This window comes from Burkholderia stagnalis (assembly GCF_902830275.1).
In the GTDB taxonomy this organism is placed as follows: Bacteria; Pseudomonadota; Gammaproteobacteria; order Burkholderiales; family Burkholderiaceae; genus Burkholderia; species Burkholderia stagnalis.
This window is the reverse complement of the sequence record NZ_CADESW010000013.1, coordinates 110,069-123,939: the sequence shown is the minus strand read 5'-3', so window position 1 is coordinate 123,939 and position 13,871 is coordinate 110,069. Positions and strand designations below refer to the sequence as shown.

Here is a 13,871-nt window from a genome sequence, read left to right as displayed (position 1 = left end):
GGAACCGTGACGCATCCCGCCGGGCGCGCCCGTCAATCGGCGTGCGCGCGGCTCATCGCGAATCAGGGAGAACCAGCATGGCGACTGTGGCGGACTTCATCGTCGAACGGCTGTACGAATGGGGCGTGCGCCGCATCTACGGCTATCCGGGCGACGGCATCAACGGCATGTTCGGCGCCCTCGCCCGCGCGGCAGGCAAGATCGAATTCATCCAGGCACGCCACGAGGAGATGGCGGCCTTCATGGCATCCGCGCATGCAAAATTTACAGGCGAGCTCGGCGTGTGCATCGCGACGTCCGGCCCCGGCGCGTCGCACCTCGTCACGGGCCTGTACGACGCGCGGCTCGACCATATGCCGGTGCTTGCGATCGTCGGCCAGCAGGCGCGCGCGGCGCTCGGCGGCCACTACCAGCAGGAGGTGGATCTGCCCGCGCTGTTCAAGGACGTCGCGGGCGCGTTCGTGCAGCTCGCGACCGTGCCGGGCCAGGTCCGGCACCTGGTCGACCGCGCGGTGCGCATCGCGCTCGCCGCGCGCACGGTCACCGCGCTGGTGTTGCCGAGCGACCTGCAGGAACTCGACTACCTGCCGCCGAAGCGCGCGCGGCACCGTGCATTCGGGCGTCGGCTATGCGCGCCCGAAGGTGGTGCCCTACCCCGACGAGCTGCGGCGCGCGGCCGAGGTGCTCAACGCCGGCAAGAAAGTGGCGATGCTGATCGGCGCGGGCGCGCTCGGCGCGACCAACGAGGTGATCGAAGTGGCCGACCGGCTCGGCGCGGGCGCCGCGAAGGCGCTGCTCGGCAAGGCCGCGCTGCCCGACGACCTGCCGTGGGTGACGGGGCCGATCGGGCTGCTCGGCACCAAGCCGAGCTACGAGATGATGATGGCGTGCGACACGCTGCTCGTCGTCGGCTCCGGCTTTCCGTATTCGGAGTTCCTGCCGAAGGAAGGCCAGGCGCGCGGGGTGCAGATCGACCTGAAGGCCGACATGCTGAGCCTGCGCTATCCGATGGAGGTCAACCTGGTCGGCGACAGCGCCGAGACGCTGCGCCTGCTGCTGCCGCTGTTGAACGAGTATCCGGACGGCGGCTGGCGCGAGCGGATCGCGCGCTGGAACGACGACTGGCGCGACACGCTGGCCGCGCGCGCGGCCGCGAAGGCGAGCCCGGGGCGCGGCGTGAATCCGCAGCGCGCGTTCACCGAGCTGTCGCCGCGCCTGCCGGACGGCGTGATCCTCACGAGCGATTCGGGTTCGTGCGCGAACTGGTATGCGCGCGACCTGATGATGCGGCGCGGGATGATGGCGTCGCTGTCGGGCGGGCTCGCGTCGATGGGCGCGGCGGTGCCGTATGCGATCGCCGCGAAGTTCGCGTATCCCGCGCGCCCGGTGATCGCGATGGTCGGCGACGGCGCGATGCAGATGAACAACATGGCGGAGCTGATCACGGTCGCGAAATACTGGAAACGCTGGCCCGACGTGCGCTGGATCTGCATGGTGCTGAACAACGAGGACCTGAACCAGGTCACGTGGGAGCAACGGGTGATGGAAGGCGACCCGAAGTTCGACGCGTCGCAGCAGGTGCCGAACGTGCCGTATCACCGCTTCGCGGAGCTGATCGGCCTGAAAGGCGTCTACGTCGACGAACCGGAGCAGCTCGGCGCGGCGTGGGACGACGTGCTGGCCGCGGACCGCCCGGTCGTGCTCGAGGTGAAGTGCGATCCGGAAGTGCCGCCGCTGCCGCCGCACATCACGCTGCAGCAGGCGAAGCACTTTGCGCAAGCGCTGATGAAGGGCGACGCGCGGGAGCGCAACGTGATCGTCGAGACGGCGCGGCAGGTGCTGTCGGCGGTGCTGCCGTCGAATGGCGATTAGGCGCGACCGGGCGGCGAACGAGCGCCGCCGGTATCGGAACCGGAGGTGGCGCTGCGCGCGCTGCGGCGTACCGGCAACGGTGATTGAGCGGCATCGCGAAACGAAGGGCAAAGCTGGGAAGCGGCACATGGCGGCCGCGCACAGGGAATCCAGGCGAGGTGCGAAGGCCCGCGGAAGCCCGCGCGATCGTCGCCTGCCGGGACGGCGGCCGGGGCTTCAGCGGAGGTGCCCGCCGAACAGCCCGAGCAGCCCGATGACGATCAGGTAGATCGCCACGATGTAGTTCAACAGGCGGGGGACGATGAGAATCAGAATCCCCGCGATCAGCGAAACCAGCGGGCCCGCGCTAGTGAGCATGTTCATGCGCCCTCCGCGAATGACAAATGGACACCGGCCGCTGACGCAAGCACCGTTCCCGGCCCTCCCGTGCCCTGTCGCGCGACGATTGCAAAAAATGCCCGCGCCCCTCGCGGGCCCGGGCCGCGCGGGCCGGGCACGGCGCTTGCGCGCCCGCGTCGGCAGAACACAACACACGGGAGGCACCCGCGATGATCAGCCATCTGGAACTCATGGGCCGCCTGCTGCTGGCGGCGCTGCTCGGCAGCGTGGTCGGCATCGAGCGGGAGCGGCTGAACTGGGCCGCGGGGCTGCGCACGCACATGCTCGTGTGCGTCGGCGCGTCGCTCGTCATGCTCGTGTCGATCTTCGGCTTCGAGGATGTCGTGGGCCGCAACGGCATCGTGGTCGATCCGTCGCGGGTCGCCGCGCAGGTCGTGTCGGGCATCGGCTTTCTCGGCGCGGGCTCGATCCTGCTGCGCGGCGAGGTGGTGCGCGGGCTGACCACCGCGGCGAGCCTGTGGGCCGTCGCCGGCATCGGCCTGGCCGCGGGCGGCGGCATGTACATGGCCGCCATCGGCGCGACCGCGATCGTGCTGGTGATCCTGGCCGGCGTCAAACCGCTCGAGCGGCGCTTCATCGCGCAGCGGCAGCAGCGCCGGCTGCGGATCGTGGCCGATCGCGGCGGGCTGACGCTCGACACGCTGCACGACGCGCTCGGCGCGCGCCGCGTTCGGGTCAAGCAGTTCATCGTCCAGCAGTCCGACGACGACCCGGGCATCGACAACGTGTCGGTCGCGCTGTCGCGCACCAGCCATCCGGAATTCGTCGCGATCTGCCTGACGCTGCAGCAGCTCGACGGCGTGCGCGCGTGCCGGCCCGACACGTCGGCGGGGAGCCTCGCATGACCCGCGTCGACCTGCTCTGCTATCTCGTGACGAGCCAGCTCGCCGCCCGCGTGCGGACCGGCGAGTGGCTTGACCCCGACCATCTGGTGGCCGCCATGCACGTCTGGCAGGCGTGCCATCGGACCGAATTCGACTGGCTCGACCGGCTGCGGATCGGCGCGACGTCCATCACGCTCGCGCAAGGCATCTACGACATCGCGATCGAGCTGGCCGGCATCGCCGACGGCGAACGCATCTGGGTCGACGCGAACGCGCCGGAGCTGCGGGCGCTGCGCATGCGCTGCGAGGCGCTGCTGCAACGCCTCGATGGCGACGCGCGATGAGCGTGCCGGCGCAAGCGGCGCGCACGCGCCCCGGCGGCAGCGACGCCGACCGCCACGGCCTGCTCGAACGCGGCCGCAACTGCGACGCGATCCGCCACGCAAACCGCTTCTCGACGCTCATCGACGGCGCCGCCTGCTTGGCGACGCTGCGCGCAGGTGGAGATCCTGCTCGCGTCGTTCGACACGGGGCGATGCCGGTCATCCTGTTCGGCGACATCAATGAATGGTTCATCCGCAGCCGCGCGCTGCGCGCGCTGGTAACCCCGCTGGTAACCCGTTTCCGGCGCGCGCCCGCGCCGCGCACTTTCCCGACCCTGTCTCCGCTGTTCGCGCTCGACCGGATCTGGATCCATCCCGGCGAGCCGCTGCTCGACGTGGCCGTGCATCGCAGCGCGCATGCGCGGCCCACGTCGGATCATTACCTGCTCGTCGCGCGCATGCGGGTGACGGGCGGCGCGGGCAGCGTGCTCGAGCGCGTCGACGACGTGCGGATCGTGCGATACGACGCCGGGGCCGCCTGCGTCGCCCGCTTCACGGGCCTCTCCGGGACGTTTGCCGCCCACGGCGCGACGCCGCGCATCGCGCTGCTGCGCGCGTTCGTACGCGCGCGCTTCGGCGACGACGTCGACGCGCCGCCGGATTTCCCGCATGCGGTCGAGCGCGGCGCGATCGTCCGCTATGCGCCCGGCGCGCCGATTCCCGAGAGCGGCGCCGTATCGGCGGCCGGCGACAGCACGGACATCCGTTCCGTGCCGCGCATGTAGCGGCACGGCACGCATTGCCGACTTCCACCGCTGATGTAAAAACGCCACGCGCGGGCCGCATGCCGCACCGCGCTGCGCGCCCCCCGACTGGTACGACGAACGCGCGAGCGACGACGCGTTGATCGATCCGCGCCGGCCCGGCGGGCAAGCATCTTGCTCGACGTGCATATCGCGTCGCACCGACGCCTGCCTGGAGACCGCCATGTCGACCGACCTTCGCACCGCGCCGCTCGCCATGCGCCACCGGATCGGCGACTGGCTGTCGGCCAGCGAGGCGCATCTCGCCGCTTTCCGCCAGCAGCTCGCGACCCAGGCCGCCGGCAACGCGGGCGACCGGCTGCGCACCCCCGCGGTTCAGGAGCTCGCGCAGCTGTTCGACGACAACCCGGTGCTGCGCATGGGGATGACGCGCGCGATCGACGAGGCCGCCGGCGACGGCTACGTGCTCGGCTACGCCGGCGTGGACGAGCTGATGGTCGTGATCGACCACCTGATGACCTACACGCCGCCGTTCAGCGAATCGAGCCTCATCGTCTGCCCGCTGAACGCGCTGCTCGACTGGCCGATGTGCATGCCGTCCGGCTATCCGGTGTTTCGCGATGCGGCGGTGAATGCGCACCTGAAACGCGTGCTGGGCGTGTGGTGCGACTTCCTCGGCGGCCCGCATTCGCGCACGCACCTGTCCGAGGACGCGCCCGACGGCTGGTTCTGCGACGAAGCGCGGCAGCGCGTCGGGCTGTCCCAGTTCGTGTACCTGCAGGACGAGCCGCACCTGGGCTTTGCGTCGTGGAACGATTTCTTCACGCGCCGTTTCCGCGCGTATGCGCGGCCGGTGGTCGAGCCCGACGATCCGCACGTCGTCGTCAGCGCGTGCGAGGCGGCCCCGTACCACGTCGCGCTGAACGTGCGCAAGCGCGACCTGTTCTGGATCAAGGCGCAGCCGTACTCGCTGCACGACATCTTCTCGCCGGCCCGCCCGGCGCTGGCCGAGCGCTTCGTCGGCGGCGACGTCTACCAGGCCTACCTGAGCGCGTACAACTATCACCGCTGGCATGCGCCGGTCAGCGGCACGATCACGCACGCGTACCGGGTCGACGGCACCTACTACTCGGCGGCCGACGCGCAAGGCAACGATCCGCGCGGCCTGAACGACTCGCAGGGCTACCTGACCGCCGTCGCCACGCGCGCGATCGTGGCGATCTCCTGCGACGATCCGGGCATCGGCACGGTCGCCTGCGTGTTCGTCGGGATGGCCGAGGTGTCGTCGTGCGTGATCGAGGTCGTGCCGGGCCAGCACGTCGACAAGGGCGACGAAATCGGCTTCTTCCAATACGGCGGCTCCACGTTCTGCCTGCTGTTCGAGACCGGCGTGATCGAGCGCTTCGTGCACGAACCGCCGCTCGACGAGGCCGCCGCGCCCGTCGTGCGCGTCAATGCACCGGTCGCGATCGCGCGCTGACGCCGCCCCGGCGGCCTGGCATCGTGCAGGGTGTCGGACCCGCCCGGGCGTCGCCCGGGGCGGGATCGCGTGCAAACTTTTCAATCGGGTGTAACGCGGCGCGCGTCGCTGCGGCCCGGCCGCCGTTACTGCAGGCGGATCGCCGCGTCGAGCATCGCGTCGGTGATTTCGACGGTCAGCGTGCAGGTTTGCGCCTCCCCTGCGGGGATCTGATCGGCCATCTGCTGCACGGTCTCGTGCAGCATCGCATGGACGCGCCTGCGCACGACGGCGTCAAGCTCGGCGTAGCGTTCCATCGTCCGGCAGTCGATCGCGAGCTCGACCGCGTGCTGCGCCACGCCGCACGTCGCGTCGGCCCACGCCGCATGAAACACGACCTGACCCGTTTCGATCTCGAGATGGACGGTCGTGTTCAGATCGTCGTCGACGTCGGCTGCCACGGCAGCGAGGTCGTCGTGCTCGAGCAGGTTGTCGGGATTCGAAGCCATGATCTTCTCCTTGTTCGAAGGGCCGGCACATCGTTGCGCCAGTTGCCGCGCCGGCCGTCGTGATCGGTCAGTTGCCGCTGGCGCCTGCGTGGCCCCCGACGCCGCCGCCCCCCGTGGCGCTGCCGGGCGCTCGTTCCTCGTCGCCGGCCGCGCCGCCCGGGCGCGGGTAGCCGCTCGCGCTGCTCTGGCCGGGCATCGCCTGGCTGCCCGCGCCGGGCTTCATCTGCCGCTGCATGGGCGGCTGCATCGGCGGCGGCGCGCTTCGGTCGGGCGACGATGCCGCCGTGGGCGGCATGGCGCCGGCGCCCGGGGCGGCCTGCGACTGGGCCCGGGCCGGCGCGGCGGCGGCGATCGCCGCCATCGCGGCGCCGGCCAGCACGCCGCGTGCGACGGCGCCCAGTGTTTCGGTTGCGAATGTCATTGCCGATGCCTCCCTTGCTACGTTCCTGGAGCCCTCTCCTCGCAGGTTCCATGCCTCCTTTCGTCGCGCAGTCGTGCGCGCCACGGGGCCGCACCCTGCGCCGGGCGGCATGCGCATTGCGGCATCGCACGATGCGCAGAACCGATTCCCCCGTTCGACGGAGTACCCCGCCATGAGCCATTCCCCGGCCGCACCTGCCCACGGCAAACGCCTGACCCGACATCCGGGCCGGCGTCGCAGCGCCGTGCCCGGCCATCCGCGTCGCTGGTCCGCCGAGGTCATGCACACCAGCGACGCGCTCGACATCGAGCCGGACATCTTCAAATCCGACGATCCCGGCGCGATCGCCGCGTCGCTCAAGCGTTCGGCCGAGCGCAGCCGGCGCCGCAAGGCGTCGCCGTTCCAGTCCGCGATGTCGATGCTGAACTTCTATGTGAACCGGGCCGGCCGCAACCTGCCGAAGTCGCGCCGCACGACGCTGGAGCGCGCGAAACGGAAACTGCGCGAGGCATTCGGCCGCAAGCCGTGATGCGGGCAGATGCACGAAGCGCTGTTGTATCTGATCGTCGGCGCGGTGCTGCTGGCGATGGGCGTCGCGACGTCGGCGCTGCGCAACCTGCCGTGCAGCACGGCGATGATCTACCTGTTGCTCGGATGGCTGCTCGGGCCGGCCGGCGCGGGCCTGCTGCATCTCGACATCGCCACCGATGCGGCGCTGCTGCGCCGCGTCGTCGAGGTCGCGCTGCTCGTGTCGCTGTTCGCGATCGGGTTGCGGCTGCGCGTGCCGCTGCCCGATCCGCTGTGGCGCGTGCCATGCCGGCTCGGCCTGCTGGCGATGCTCGTCACCGTGCCGGCGCTGGCCGCGTGCGCGGCGCTCGTGCTAGGGCTCGGCGCGGGCCCCGCGCTACTGTTCGCGGCGATCCTCGCGCCCACCGACCCCGTGCTGGCGCACGACGTGCAGGTGCGCGACCCGGGCGACCGCGATCTCGTGCGCTTCGCGCTGTCGGGTGAAGGCGGCCTGAACGACGGCATCGCGTTGCCGTTCGCGCTCGCGGGGCTGGCGCTGTGCGGCAGCCCCGGCGGGATGCACGGGATGGCGCCGCTGTCCGCGGCGTTCGCGTTCGCCGCGCTGTGGGGCATCGCCGGCGCGGCCGCGATCGGCGGCGTGCTCGGCTGGGCGACCACGCATACGATCGGCTGGCTGCGCACACGGCATGCGCAGGCGCTCGGCCTCGAAGGGTTCTTCGCGCTCGCGCTGATCGAACTGTCGTTCGGCGCGGCACAGCTCGCGCACACGTTCGGCTTCATCGCGACCTTCGCCGCCGGCGTCGCGATGCGCCGCGTCGAGCATCGCGCGAGCGGCGACCGCGCGCCGCGCGACGTGATCGGCAAGGTCGATTCGGCGAACGTCGTGGCCACCGAGCAGCATCCCGACAAGGCGCATGCGTACATGGCCGAATCGGTGCTGGGCTTCACGATCGAGCTCGAACGCATCGCGGAAGCCGTGGTGATGACGATGGTCGGCAGCGTGCTCGCGACGCTGCCCGGCGCCCTGTTCACGTGGCGCACGGCCTTGCTGGCCGTGCTGCTGTTCTTCGCGGTCCGGCCGGCCGCGGTCCTGCTGTCGCTCGCCGGCTCGCGCGCGACGCCCGCGCAGCGGCGCCTGATGGCGTGGTTCGGGATTCGCGGCATCGGCTCGTTCTACTACCTGCTGTTCGCGCTCGAGCTCGGGCCCGCCGACACCGTGCGCCCGCTCGTCGCGCCGGTGCTCGCGATCGTCGCCGCGTCGGTGATCGCGCACGGCGTGTCGGCCACGCCGTTGATGAGCTGGTATCACCGGCGCGCGCGGCGGCCCTGACCGCTCGCGCGCTCACGACGACGCGAGCCGCGCCCGCATCTGCGCGCTCACGCGCTGGCGCACGTCGCCGTAGCCGTCCCACGGGTCGCGCGCGAGGCGTTCGAGCCTCGCGTGCAGCGTGTCGATCGTCCACTGCGCGCCGCCCGTCGTGTGCGGCACCTCGTCCCAGCCGATCGGCACGGATACGCCGATGCCCGGGCGCGCACGCGCCGAATACGCGGCGATCGTGCTCGCGCCGCGGCCGTTGCGCAGGTAGTCGATGAAGATCTTGCCGCGCCGGTTGCGCGGGCCCATCTTCGCGGTGAAGCGATCGGGCAGCGCCGCGGCGGCGTGCTGCGCGACGGCCTTCGCGAAATCCTTCACGTCGTCCCAGCCGGCGTGGCGCGTGATCGGCACGACCACGTGCAGCCCCTTGCCGCCGCTCGTCTTGCAGAACGACGCGAGGCCGAGCGCTTCGAGCAGCCCGTGCATCAGTTGCGCCGCTTCGATCATCGCGCGCCACGGCAGCGCCGGATCGGGGTCGAGATCGAACACGATGCGGTCGGGGTGCTCGATGTTCGACGCGTGCGCGTTCCACGTATGCAGTTCGAGCGCGCCCATCTGCGCGGCGCCGACCAGCGCGTCGACGCTGTCGATCGTCAGCAGCGGCCCGTGGCCCGGATCGAGGCCTGCGTGCCGCGTGACGAACGGGATCTCCCGCTGCTCGGCATGCCGCTGGAAAAACTGCTCGCCGCCGATTTCGCCCGGCACGCGCACGAGCGACACGGGGCGGCCCTTCAGGTCGGGCAGCAACCACGGCGCGACCCATTCCCAGTAGTGGACCAGGTCGATCTTGCGGGTGCCGCTGGCCGGATCGAGCATGCGGTCGGGATGCGTGATGCGCACGTGCGTGGTGGCGGCCAAGGCCGGGGCCGAAGTCGAAGCGGAAGCGGAAGCGGAAGCATGGTCGGCGTCGCCGTTGGCTTTGCCCCTGCCTTTGCCGTTGGCCTTGCTCTTGCCGTTGGCCTTGCTCTTGCCGTTAGCCTTGCTCTTGCCGTTAGCCTTGCTCTTGGCGTTAGCCTTGCCGTCGGACTTAGTCTTAGTTTTAGCCTTGGCCTTGCCGTTGTCGTTGCCCTTGCGCGCACCGTCGCCGCGTGCATCCGCATGGCCGTTGCCGCGCGCGCCGTCGGGCTTCGTCGCCTGGTCGGCCGGCTGGGGCCGCTCCATGACCACCTGCCGCGCCGGTTTGTCTTCGCGCAGCGCGACGAACGCCGCCTGCCGGACGATGCCGTCGCCGGTCCACTCCGCGAATTCGCATTCGGCGACGAGCGTCGGCTGCACCCAGTGCACGCGCGTGCGGGCTCGCTCGCGCGGCGGCGTCGCGAACGGCATCGTCGCGCGTTCGCACGCGTGCAGCCGGGCCGACAGCCTGTCGAGCATCCGCGTATCGAAGCCCGTGCCGACGCGGCCGACGTAGCGCAGCGTCGCGCCGTTGCCCGGCACCGGCTCGTGCACGCCGAGCAGCAGCGCGCCGAAGCCGTGCCGGCTGCCGGCCGGCTCGGTGAAGCCGCCGATCACGAACTCCTGCCGCCGCCGGCATTTGAGCTTGATCCACGCGGCCGAGCGCCCCTCGCGATACGGCGCGTTCGCGCGCTTGGCGATCAGCCCTTCGAGCCCGACCTCGCACGCGCTCGCCAGCAGCACGGGGCCGCGCTCGCCGAGATCGGGCGAATAGCGCAGCAGCGCCGGATCGCTGTCGGCCAGCAGCGGTTCGAGCAGGCCGCGCCGGGCCACCAGCGGCGCATCGCGCAGATCGTGGCCGTCGAGGAACGGCAGGTCGAACAGGAACAGCGTCACCGCATTGGCGTGGCCCGTGCCGAGCGCGTTCTGCAGGCGCTGGAAATCCGGCACGCCGTTCGGCCGCAGCACGACCGCCTCGCCGTCGAGCCATGCATCGGCGACGTCGAGTTGCGCCAGCGCGTCGCGCTGCGCGGGGAACTTCGCGGTCCAGTCGTGGCCTTCGCGCGTCGTCAGCTTCACGCGGCGGTGCGCCCCCGTGCCGTCGATGCGGGCCAGGATCCGGTAGCCGTCGAACTTCATCTCGTAGCGCCAGTCGCCGTGCTGCGGCGGCGCATCGACGAGCGTCGCGAGCTGCGGCGTCAGGCGCTCGGGCAGCGCGGCGCGCTTCGCGCCTTCGACGTCGGACACGCGGGGCACACTGGAAACGCCGGAAACGCCGGAAACGCCGGAAACGCCGGAAACGCCGGAAACGCCGGAAACGCCGGAAACGCCGGAAACGCCGGAAACGCCGGAAACGCCGGAAACGCCGGAAACGCCGGAAACGTCGGATGCGCCGGACGCCCGTCGCGCGCGCCGTGCGCCGTTCGATGCCGGCGGCGCGCGGCGGGTTGCCCGCTGCGTTGCCCGCGCATGCGTGTGCAGCACGCTGCCGGGCTGCGCGGCCACGACGTCGTAGTCGTCCGCGCTGCGCGCGTCGTCGTCGCGTTCCTTCACGAGCAGCCACTGCTCCTGCCGCGCATCCTGCCGGCCGCTGCGCACGAGCGCCCAGCCGCCGTGCAGCTTCTCGCCGTCGAGCCGGAACGTCAGCTTGCCCGCGCGATAGCCCTTGCGCGCCTGCGCGACGCCGCCGTCCGGCTCCCACACGCCGGCGTCCCAGACGGTCACGGAACCCGCCCCATAGTGGCCCTTCGGAATCTCGCCCTCGAATTCCGCGTAGTCGAGCGGGTGATCCTCCACATGCACCGCGAGGCGCTTCACCGACGGATCGACGCTCGGCCCCTTCGGCACCGCCCACGATTTCAGCGTGCCGTCGAGTTCGAGCCGGAAGTCGTAATGCAGCCGGCGCGCATGATGTTCCTGGATCACGTAGCGCAGCGGCGCGGCGCCGCGCCGGGTGCGCGCGCCGTCGGGCTTCGGCCTGGCCTTGCGCTTCGGGTTCGGCTCCGGCGTCGCGTCGAAGCGGCGCTTGTGTCGATAGGGATCGAGCTTGCTGGGCATGATGTCGTCCTCGCGGGCCGCGTCACGCCGCCCGCTTCTTGTGCGGTGCGGCCTTCTTCGCCGCGCCGCGCGTCGTGTGCGTGCCCGTGCCGGCCTTCGTCGGCGTGCGCTTCGCGGCGGCCTTCTTCGCCGGTGCGCGCGCGCGCGGCGCGGCGCCGTCGTCCGCCGCTTCGTCGCGGGCGCCGCCCCCCTGGCGCAGGCTGCGTTTCAGCAGTTCAGTCAGGTCGACGACGTTCGCGGCCGCGCGCGCCGACGCGGACGGATGCGCGCCGAGATCCCCGACCTCCTCGATCTTGCCGGAGCGCACCTTGCGCTCGACCAGTTCGAGGATGTCGTCGCGGAACGTGTCGCGATACTGGTCCGGCGTCCAGTCGCCGGACATCTCGGCGATCAGCTTCTTCGCCATGTCGAATTCGCGCGCGCTCACGCCGGCGCGCCGCGCATCGGCGGCGGGCGCCGGCAGCTCGTCGAGCGGGCGCAGCTCCTCCTGCCAGCGCAGCGTGTCGAGCGCGAGCAGCGGCCCGACCGGAATCAGCGCGCCGAGATGCTGACGGTCGCGCATCACGACGTGCGCGATGCCGATCCGGCCGCTGTCCTTCAGCGCGTCGCGCAGCAGCGCATAGACCTTTTCGCCGTGGCGATCCGGCACGAGGTAGTACGGCGTGTCGAGATACAGGAACGACACGGCCTGCTCGTCGACGAAGGTCAGGATGTCGACCGTCTGCGTCGATTCGGGGTTGGCCGCGCGAATCTCGTCGTCGCTCAGGATCACGTAGCGTTCCTTTTCGTATTCGTAGCCGCGCACGATGTCGTCGCGCGTGACTTCCTTGCCGGTGCGCTTGTTGATCTGCCGGTAGCCGACCGGGTCCATCGAGCGCTTGTCGAGCAGCCGGAACGACGGCTTGACCGTGCGCGTCGCCGGGTAGAGCTGCACCGGCACGTGCACGAGCCCGAAGCTGATCGCGCCTTTCCAGATCATCCGGGATGCCATGGTGTGCCCTCCTTCATCGCATGGGCGCGGGCGTCACGGCTTGCGCCGGATCACGCTCACATGCCCGTTGCGCTCGAGGATCGCGGCCGACACGCCGGCGAGGCTGCGCTCGCCGAGCGCCTGCCGCACGCTTTCGTGGACGTCGCTCTCCGTGATGAGCGCCGCGCGCATTTGCGCATCGTCGAAGCGGCCGTCGCGATACACCTCGCGCTCCGCGCCCACCACGAGCCGCTCGAGGCGCGCCCAGCGCACGCACATCCACGCGAGCGCGCGATGGATGAGCACGATCGCGAGCGACGCGACCACCGTCGCGACGAACGGCGACGCGCCGACCACCGCGCGGCTCAGCGTCGCGCCGAGCAGGATGCCGACGACGTAGTCGAACGGCGAGCGCTGCCCGAACGCGCGCCGTCCGGCGATGCGGATCAGCACGAGCGCGATGAAGAACACGACGAGCGCGCGCAACGTCATCTGCATGGGGTTCAGCAGCCGGCCCTCGCCGAACAGCGTGACGATGATCTCCATGGCGTGTCGTCGCGCGTCACGGGCCGCGCACGGCCTCGTCGATCATCCGTGCGGTGACGTCGATCATCGCGCTGCATTCGATGCCGGCGTCCTCGACGCGCGGCGTGCGCGCGTCCACCGCCTGCCGTGCGATATCGCACAGCCGCGCGTTGACGCGCAGGCGCGCGTCCGCGCCGAGGGACGCGTAGTGCGCGAGCACGACGGGCGCGAAGCCGAGATTCACCGTGCAGCGCCATTCGCGGCCGCTCGATTCGTCCGGCACCGGCAGGCGGACCCACGACACCTGGATCGTGAGCCCGCCCGACGCGTCGTCCGCATAGACGACGACGGTCGCCTGCGACGGAAAGCCGTTCGCCAGCGCGCGTTCGAGTTCGGCCACCCGCTCCATCACCTCGGGGGGCGGCGTCGTGCCGCCGCGCTCGCGCGCGGACGGCGGCTGCGGAGTCGTCATCGTCTGACCACGCCCAGCAGCAGCGTGACCAGGAAGATCACGACGAAGATCACGAACAGGACCTTCGCGATTTCCGCGGCGCCGGCGGCAATGCCGCCGAAGCCGAAGACCGCCGCGATGATCGCAACGACGAAGAAAATGAGCGCGTATCGAAGCATCTTGCCCTCCCTTGAATGGAGATCGTGGAAACCGCGGCATGCGCTAAGCGTCGCGCTTGTGCTTCGGCTTGCCGCGCGTCGGCGTCGCCGCCATGTCCTCGAGCTGCTTTTCGCTCATCGACTTGTACATCGACTTCGACGGCGGCTTGAGGTCCTTCGCTTTCGTCGTGCCGCGCTTGGCGGACAGGGCGGCCCCGGCTGCGCGCTGCTGGGCCTGGGATTTTGCTGGCATGGTGTGACTCCCTTTCAGGTTCGCGTGCGTCCGGCGCACGATGCCTGTGCGGTCGCAATCGTCATTCCGGTGCTCGCCGCCGCATGCC

Annotated in this window: 14 protein-coding genes and 2 pseudogenes; 7 read left to right on the top strand and 9 right to left on the bottom strand. The window is 71.0% G+C overall.

What is annotated here, in order from left to right; all coding sequences use genetic code 11:
* Nucleotides 1-77: 77 nt before the first annotated feature.
* Nucleotides 78-1,872, top strand: a pseudogene (locus HWY45_RS22265) (thiamine pyrophosphate-requiring protein).
* 216 nt (nucleotides 1,873-2,088) lie between these two features.
* Here HWY45_RS22265 and HWY45_RS22260 read toward each other — a convergent pair.
* On the bottom strand, nucleotides 2,089-2,235 hold the full coding sequence (locus HWY45_RS22260; RefSeq protein WP_081063145.1) for a DUF3096 domain-containing protein: 147 nt from the start codon (nucleotides 2,233-2,235) through the stop codon (nucleotides 2,089-2,091).
* 185 nt (nucleotides 2,236-2,420) lie between these two features.
* Between HWY45_RS22260 and HWY45_RS22255 the strand changes: the two genes are divergently transcribed.
* The 4 genes and pseudogenes from HWY45_RS22255 (at nucleotide 2,421) to HWY45_RS22240 (ending at nucleotide 5,662) form a co-directional block, all read left to right on the top strand.
* The gene (locus HWY45_RS22255) at nucleotides 2,421-3,116 is read left to right on the top strand and encodes an MgtC/SapB family protein (RefSeq protein ID WP_059880484.1); all 696 of its coding nucleotides are present in this window, start codon (nucleotides 2,421-2,423) and stop codon (nucleotides 3,114-3,116) included.
* On the top strand, nucleotides 3,113-3,439 hold the full coding sequence (locus HWY45_RS22250; RefSeq protein ID WP_059880488.1) for a hypothetical protein: 327 nt from the start codon (nucleotides 3,113-3,115) through the stop codon (nucleotides 3,437-3,439). Before HWY45_RS22255 ends, HWY45_RS22250 begins: the two co-directional genes overlap by 4 nt.
* A 135-nt stretch (nucleotides 3,440-3,574) precedes the next feature.
* Nucleotides 3,575-3,894, top strand: a pseudogene (locus HWY45_RS22245) (endonuclease/exonuclease/phosphatase family protein); the annotation flags it as partial.
* A 475-nt stretch (nucleotides 3,895-4,369) separates the two neighbouring features.
* Nucleotides 4,370-5,662: a phosphatidylserine decarboxylase family protein gene (locus HWY45_RS22240; protein ID WP_375861455.1), complete on the top strand. Its 1,293-nt coding sequence runs from the start codon at nucleotides 4,370-4,372 to the stop codon at nucleotides 5,660-5,662.
* 125 nt (nucleotides 5,663-5,787) lie between these two features.
* Here the strand turns inward: HWY45_RS22240 and HWY45_RS22235 are convergent, their stop codons facing one another.
* Nucleotides 5,788-6,150, bottom strand: coding sequence for a DUF3022 domain-containing protein (locus HWY45_RS22235; protein WP_059880494.1), 363 nt, complete (start codon nucleotides 6,148-6,150; stop codon nucleotides 5,788-5,790).
* Between the two features lie 67 nt (nucleotides 6,151-6,217).
* Nucleotides 6,218-6,385, bottom strand: coding sequence for a hypothetical protein (locus HWY45_RS22230; RefSeq protein WP_155628925.1), 168 nt, complete (start codon nucleotides 6,383-6,385; stop codon nucleotides 6,218-6,220).
* A gap of 358 nt (nucleotides 6,386-6,743) precedes the next feature.
* Between HWY45_RS22230 and HWY45_RS22225 the strand changes: the two genes are divergently transcribed.
* Both HWY45_RS22225 and HWY45_RS22220 read left to right on the top strand, forming a co-directional pair.
* Entirely contained in the window at nucleotides 6,744-7,100 is a 357-nt protein-coding gene (locus HWY45_RS22225; protein WP_059880500.1) for a DUF3175 domain-containing protein, read from the top strand.
* 9 nt (nucleotides 7,101-7,109) lie between these two features.
* On the top strand, nucleotides 7,110-8,429 hold the full coding sequence (locus HWY45_RS22220) for a cation:proton antiporter (protein WP_059880503.1): 1,320 nt from the start codon (nucleotides 7,110-7,112) through the stop codon (nucleotides 8,427-8,429).
* Nucleotides 8,430-8,441: 12 nt separating this feature from the next.
* Here the strand turns inward: HWY45_RS22220 and ligD are convergent, their stop codons facing one another.
* Genes ligD through HWY45_RS22190 form a run of 6 tightly spaced genes read right to left on the bottom strand, consistent with a single transcriptional unit; the run spans nucleotide 8,442 to nucleotide 13,783 of the window.
* Nucleotides 8,442-11,426, bottom strand: a complete 2,985-nt coding sequence (gene ligD / locus HWY45_RS22215; RefSeq protein WP_150998898.1) for a non-homologous end-joining DNA ligase — start codon at nucleotides 11,424-11,426, stop codon at nucleotides 8,442-8,444.
* A 22-nt stretch (nucleotides 11,427-11,448) separates the two neighbouring features.
* A complete protein-coding gene (gene ku / locus HWY45_RS22210; RefSeq protein ID WP_059806090.1) occupies nucleotides 11,449-12,417 on the bottom strand; it encodes a non-homologous end joining protein Ku in 969 nt (322 codons plus the stop codon).
* Between the two features lie 33 nt (nucleotides 12,418-12,450).
* Nucleotides 12,451-12,942, bottom strand: coding sequence for a DUF421 domain-containing protein (locus HWY45_RS22205; protein ID WP_059880509.1), 492 nt, complete (start codon nucleotides 12,940-12,942; stop codon nucleotides 12,451-12,453).
* 16 nt (nucleotides 12,943-12,958) lie between these two features.
* On the bottom strand, nucleotides 12,959-13,330 hold the full coding sequence (locus HWY45_RS22200) for a DUF3022 domain-containing protein (protein ID WP_059880699.1): 372 nt from the start codon (nucleotides 13,328-13,330) through the stop codon (nucleotides 12,959-12,961).
* 59 nt (nucleotides 13,331-13,389) lie between these two features.
* A complete protein-coding gene (locus tag HWY45_RS22195) occupies nucleotides 13,390-13,551 on the bottom strand; it encodes a DUF1328 domain-containing protein (protein WP_081064404.1) in 162 nt (53 codons plus the stop codon).
* A 43-nt stretch (nucleotides 13,552-13,594) separates the two neighbouring features.
* Nucleotides 13,595-13,783 carry a DUF3008 family protein gene (locus HWY45_RS22190; RefSeq protein ID WP_059880512.1) on the bottom strand — a complete coding sequence of 63 codons (189 nt, stop codon included), beginning with the start codon at nucleotides 13,781-13,783 and terminating at the stop codon, nucleotides 13,595-13,597.
* Between the last annotated feature and the right edge of the window lie 88 nt (nucleotides 13,784-13,871).

Excerpts from the sequence above, each read along its gene's own strand:
- HWY45_RS22260 (WP_081063145.1), bottom strand. The coding sequence starts at position 2,235 with ATGAACATGCTCACTAGCGCGGGCCCGCTGGTTTCGCTGATCGCGGGG.
- HWY45_RS22255 (WP_059880484.1), top strand. The coding sequence starts at position 2,421 with ATGATCAGCCATCTGGAACTCATGGGCCGCCTGCTGCTGGCGGCGCTG.
- HWY45_RS22250 (WP_059880488.1), top strand. The coding sequence starts at position 3,113 with ATGACCCGCGTCGACCTGCTCTGCTATCTCGTGACGAGCCAGCTCGCC.
- HWY45_RS22235 (WP_059880494.1), bottom strand. The coding sequence starts at position 6,150 with ATGGCTTCGAATCCCGACAACCTGCTCGAGCACGACGACCTCGCTGCC.
- HWY45_RS22230 (WP_155628925.1), bottom strand. The coding sequence starts at position 6,385 with ATGCAGCGGCAGATGAAGCCCGGCGCGGGCAGCCAGGCGATGCCCGGC.
- HWY45_RS22225 (WP_059880500.1), top strand. The coding sequence starts at position 6,744 with ATGAGCCATTCCCCGGCCGCACCTGCCCACGGCAAACGCCTGACCCGA.
- HWY45_RS22220 (WP_059880503.1), top strand. The coding sequence starts at position 7,110 with ATGCACGAAGCGCTGTTGTATCTGATCGTCGGCGCGGTGCTGCTGGCG.
- ligD (WP_150998898.1), bottom strand. The coding sequence starts at position 11,426 with ATGCCCAGCAAGCTCGATCCCTATCGACACAAGCGCCGCTTCGACGCG.
- ku (WP_059806090.1), bottom strand. The coding sequence starts at position 12,417 with ATGGCATCCCGGATGATCTGGAAAGGCGCGATCAGCTTCGGGCTCGTG.
- HWY45_RS22205 (WP_059880509.1), bottom strand. The coding sequence starts at position 12,942 with ATGGAGATCATCGTCACGCTGTTCGGCGAGGGCCGGCTGCTGAACCCC.
- HWY45_RS22200 (WP_059880699.1), bottom strand. The coding sequence starts at position 13,330 with ATGGAGCGGGTGGCCGAACTCGAACGCGCGCTGGCGAACGGCTTTCCG.
- HWY45_RS22195 (WP_081064404.1), bottom strand. The coding sequence starts at position 13,551 with ATGCTTCGATACGCGCTCATTTTCTTCGTCGTTGCGATCATCGCGGCG.
- HWY45_RS22190 (WP_059880512.1), bottom strand. The coding sequence starts at position 13,783 with ATGCCAGCAAAATCCCAGGCCCAGCAGCGCGCAGCCGGGGCCGCCCTG.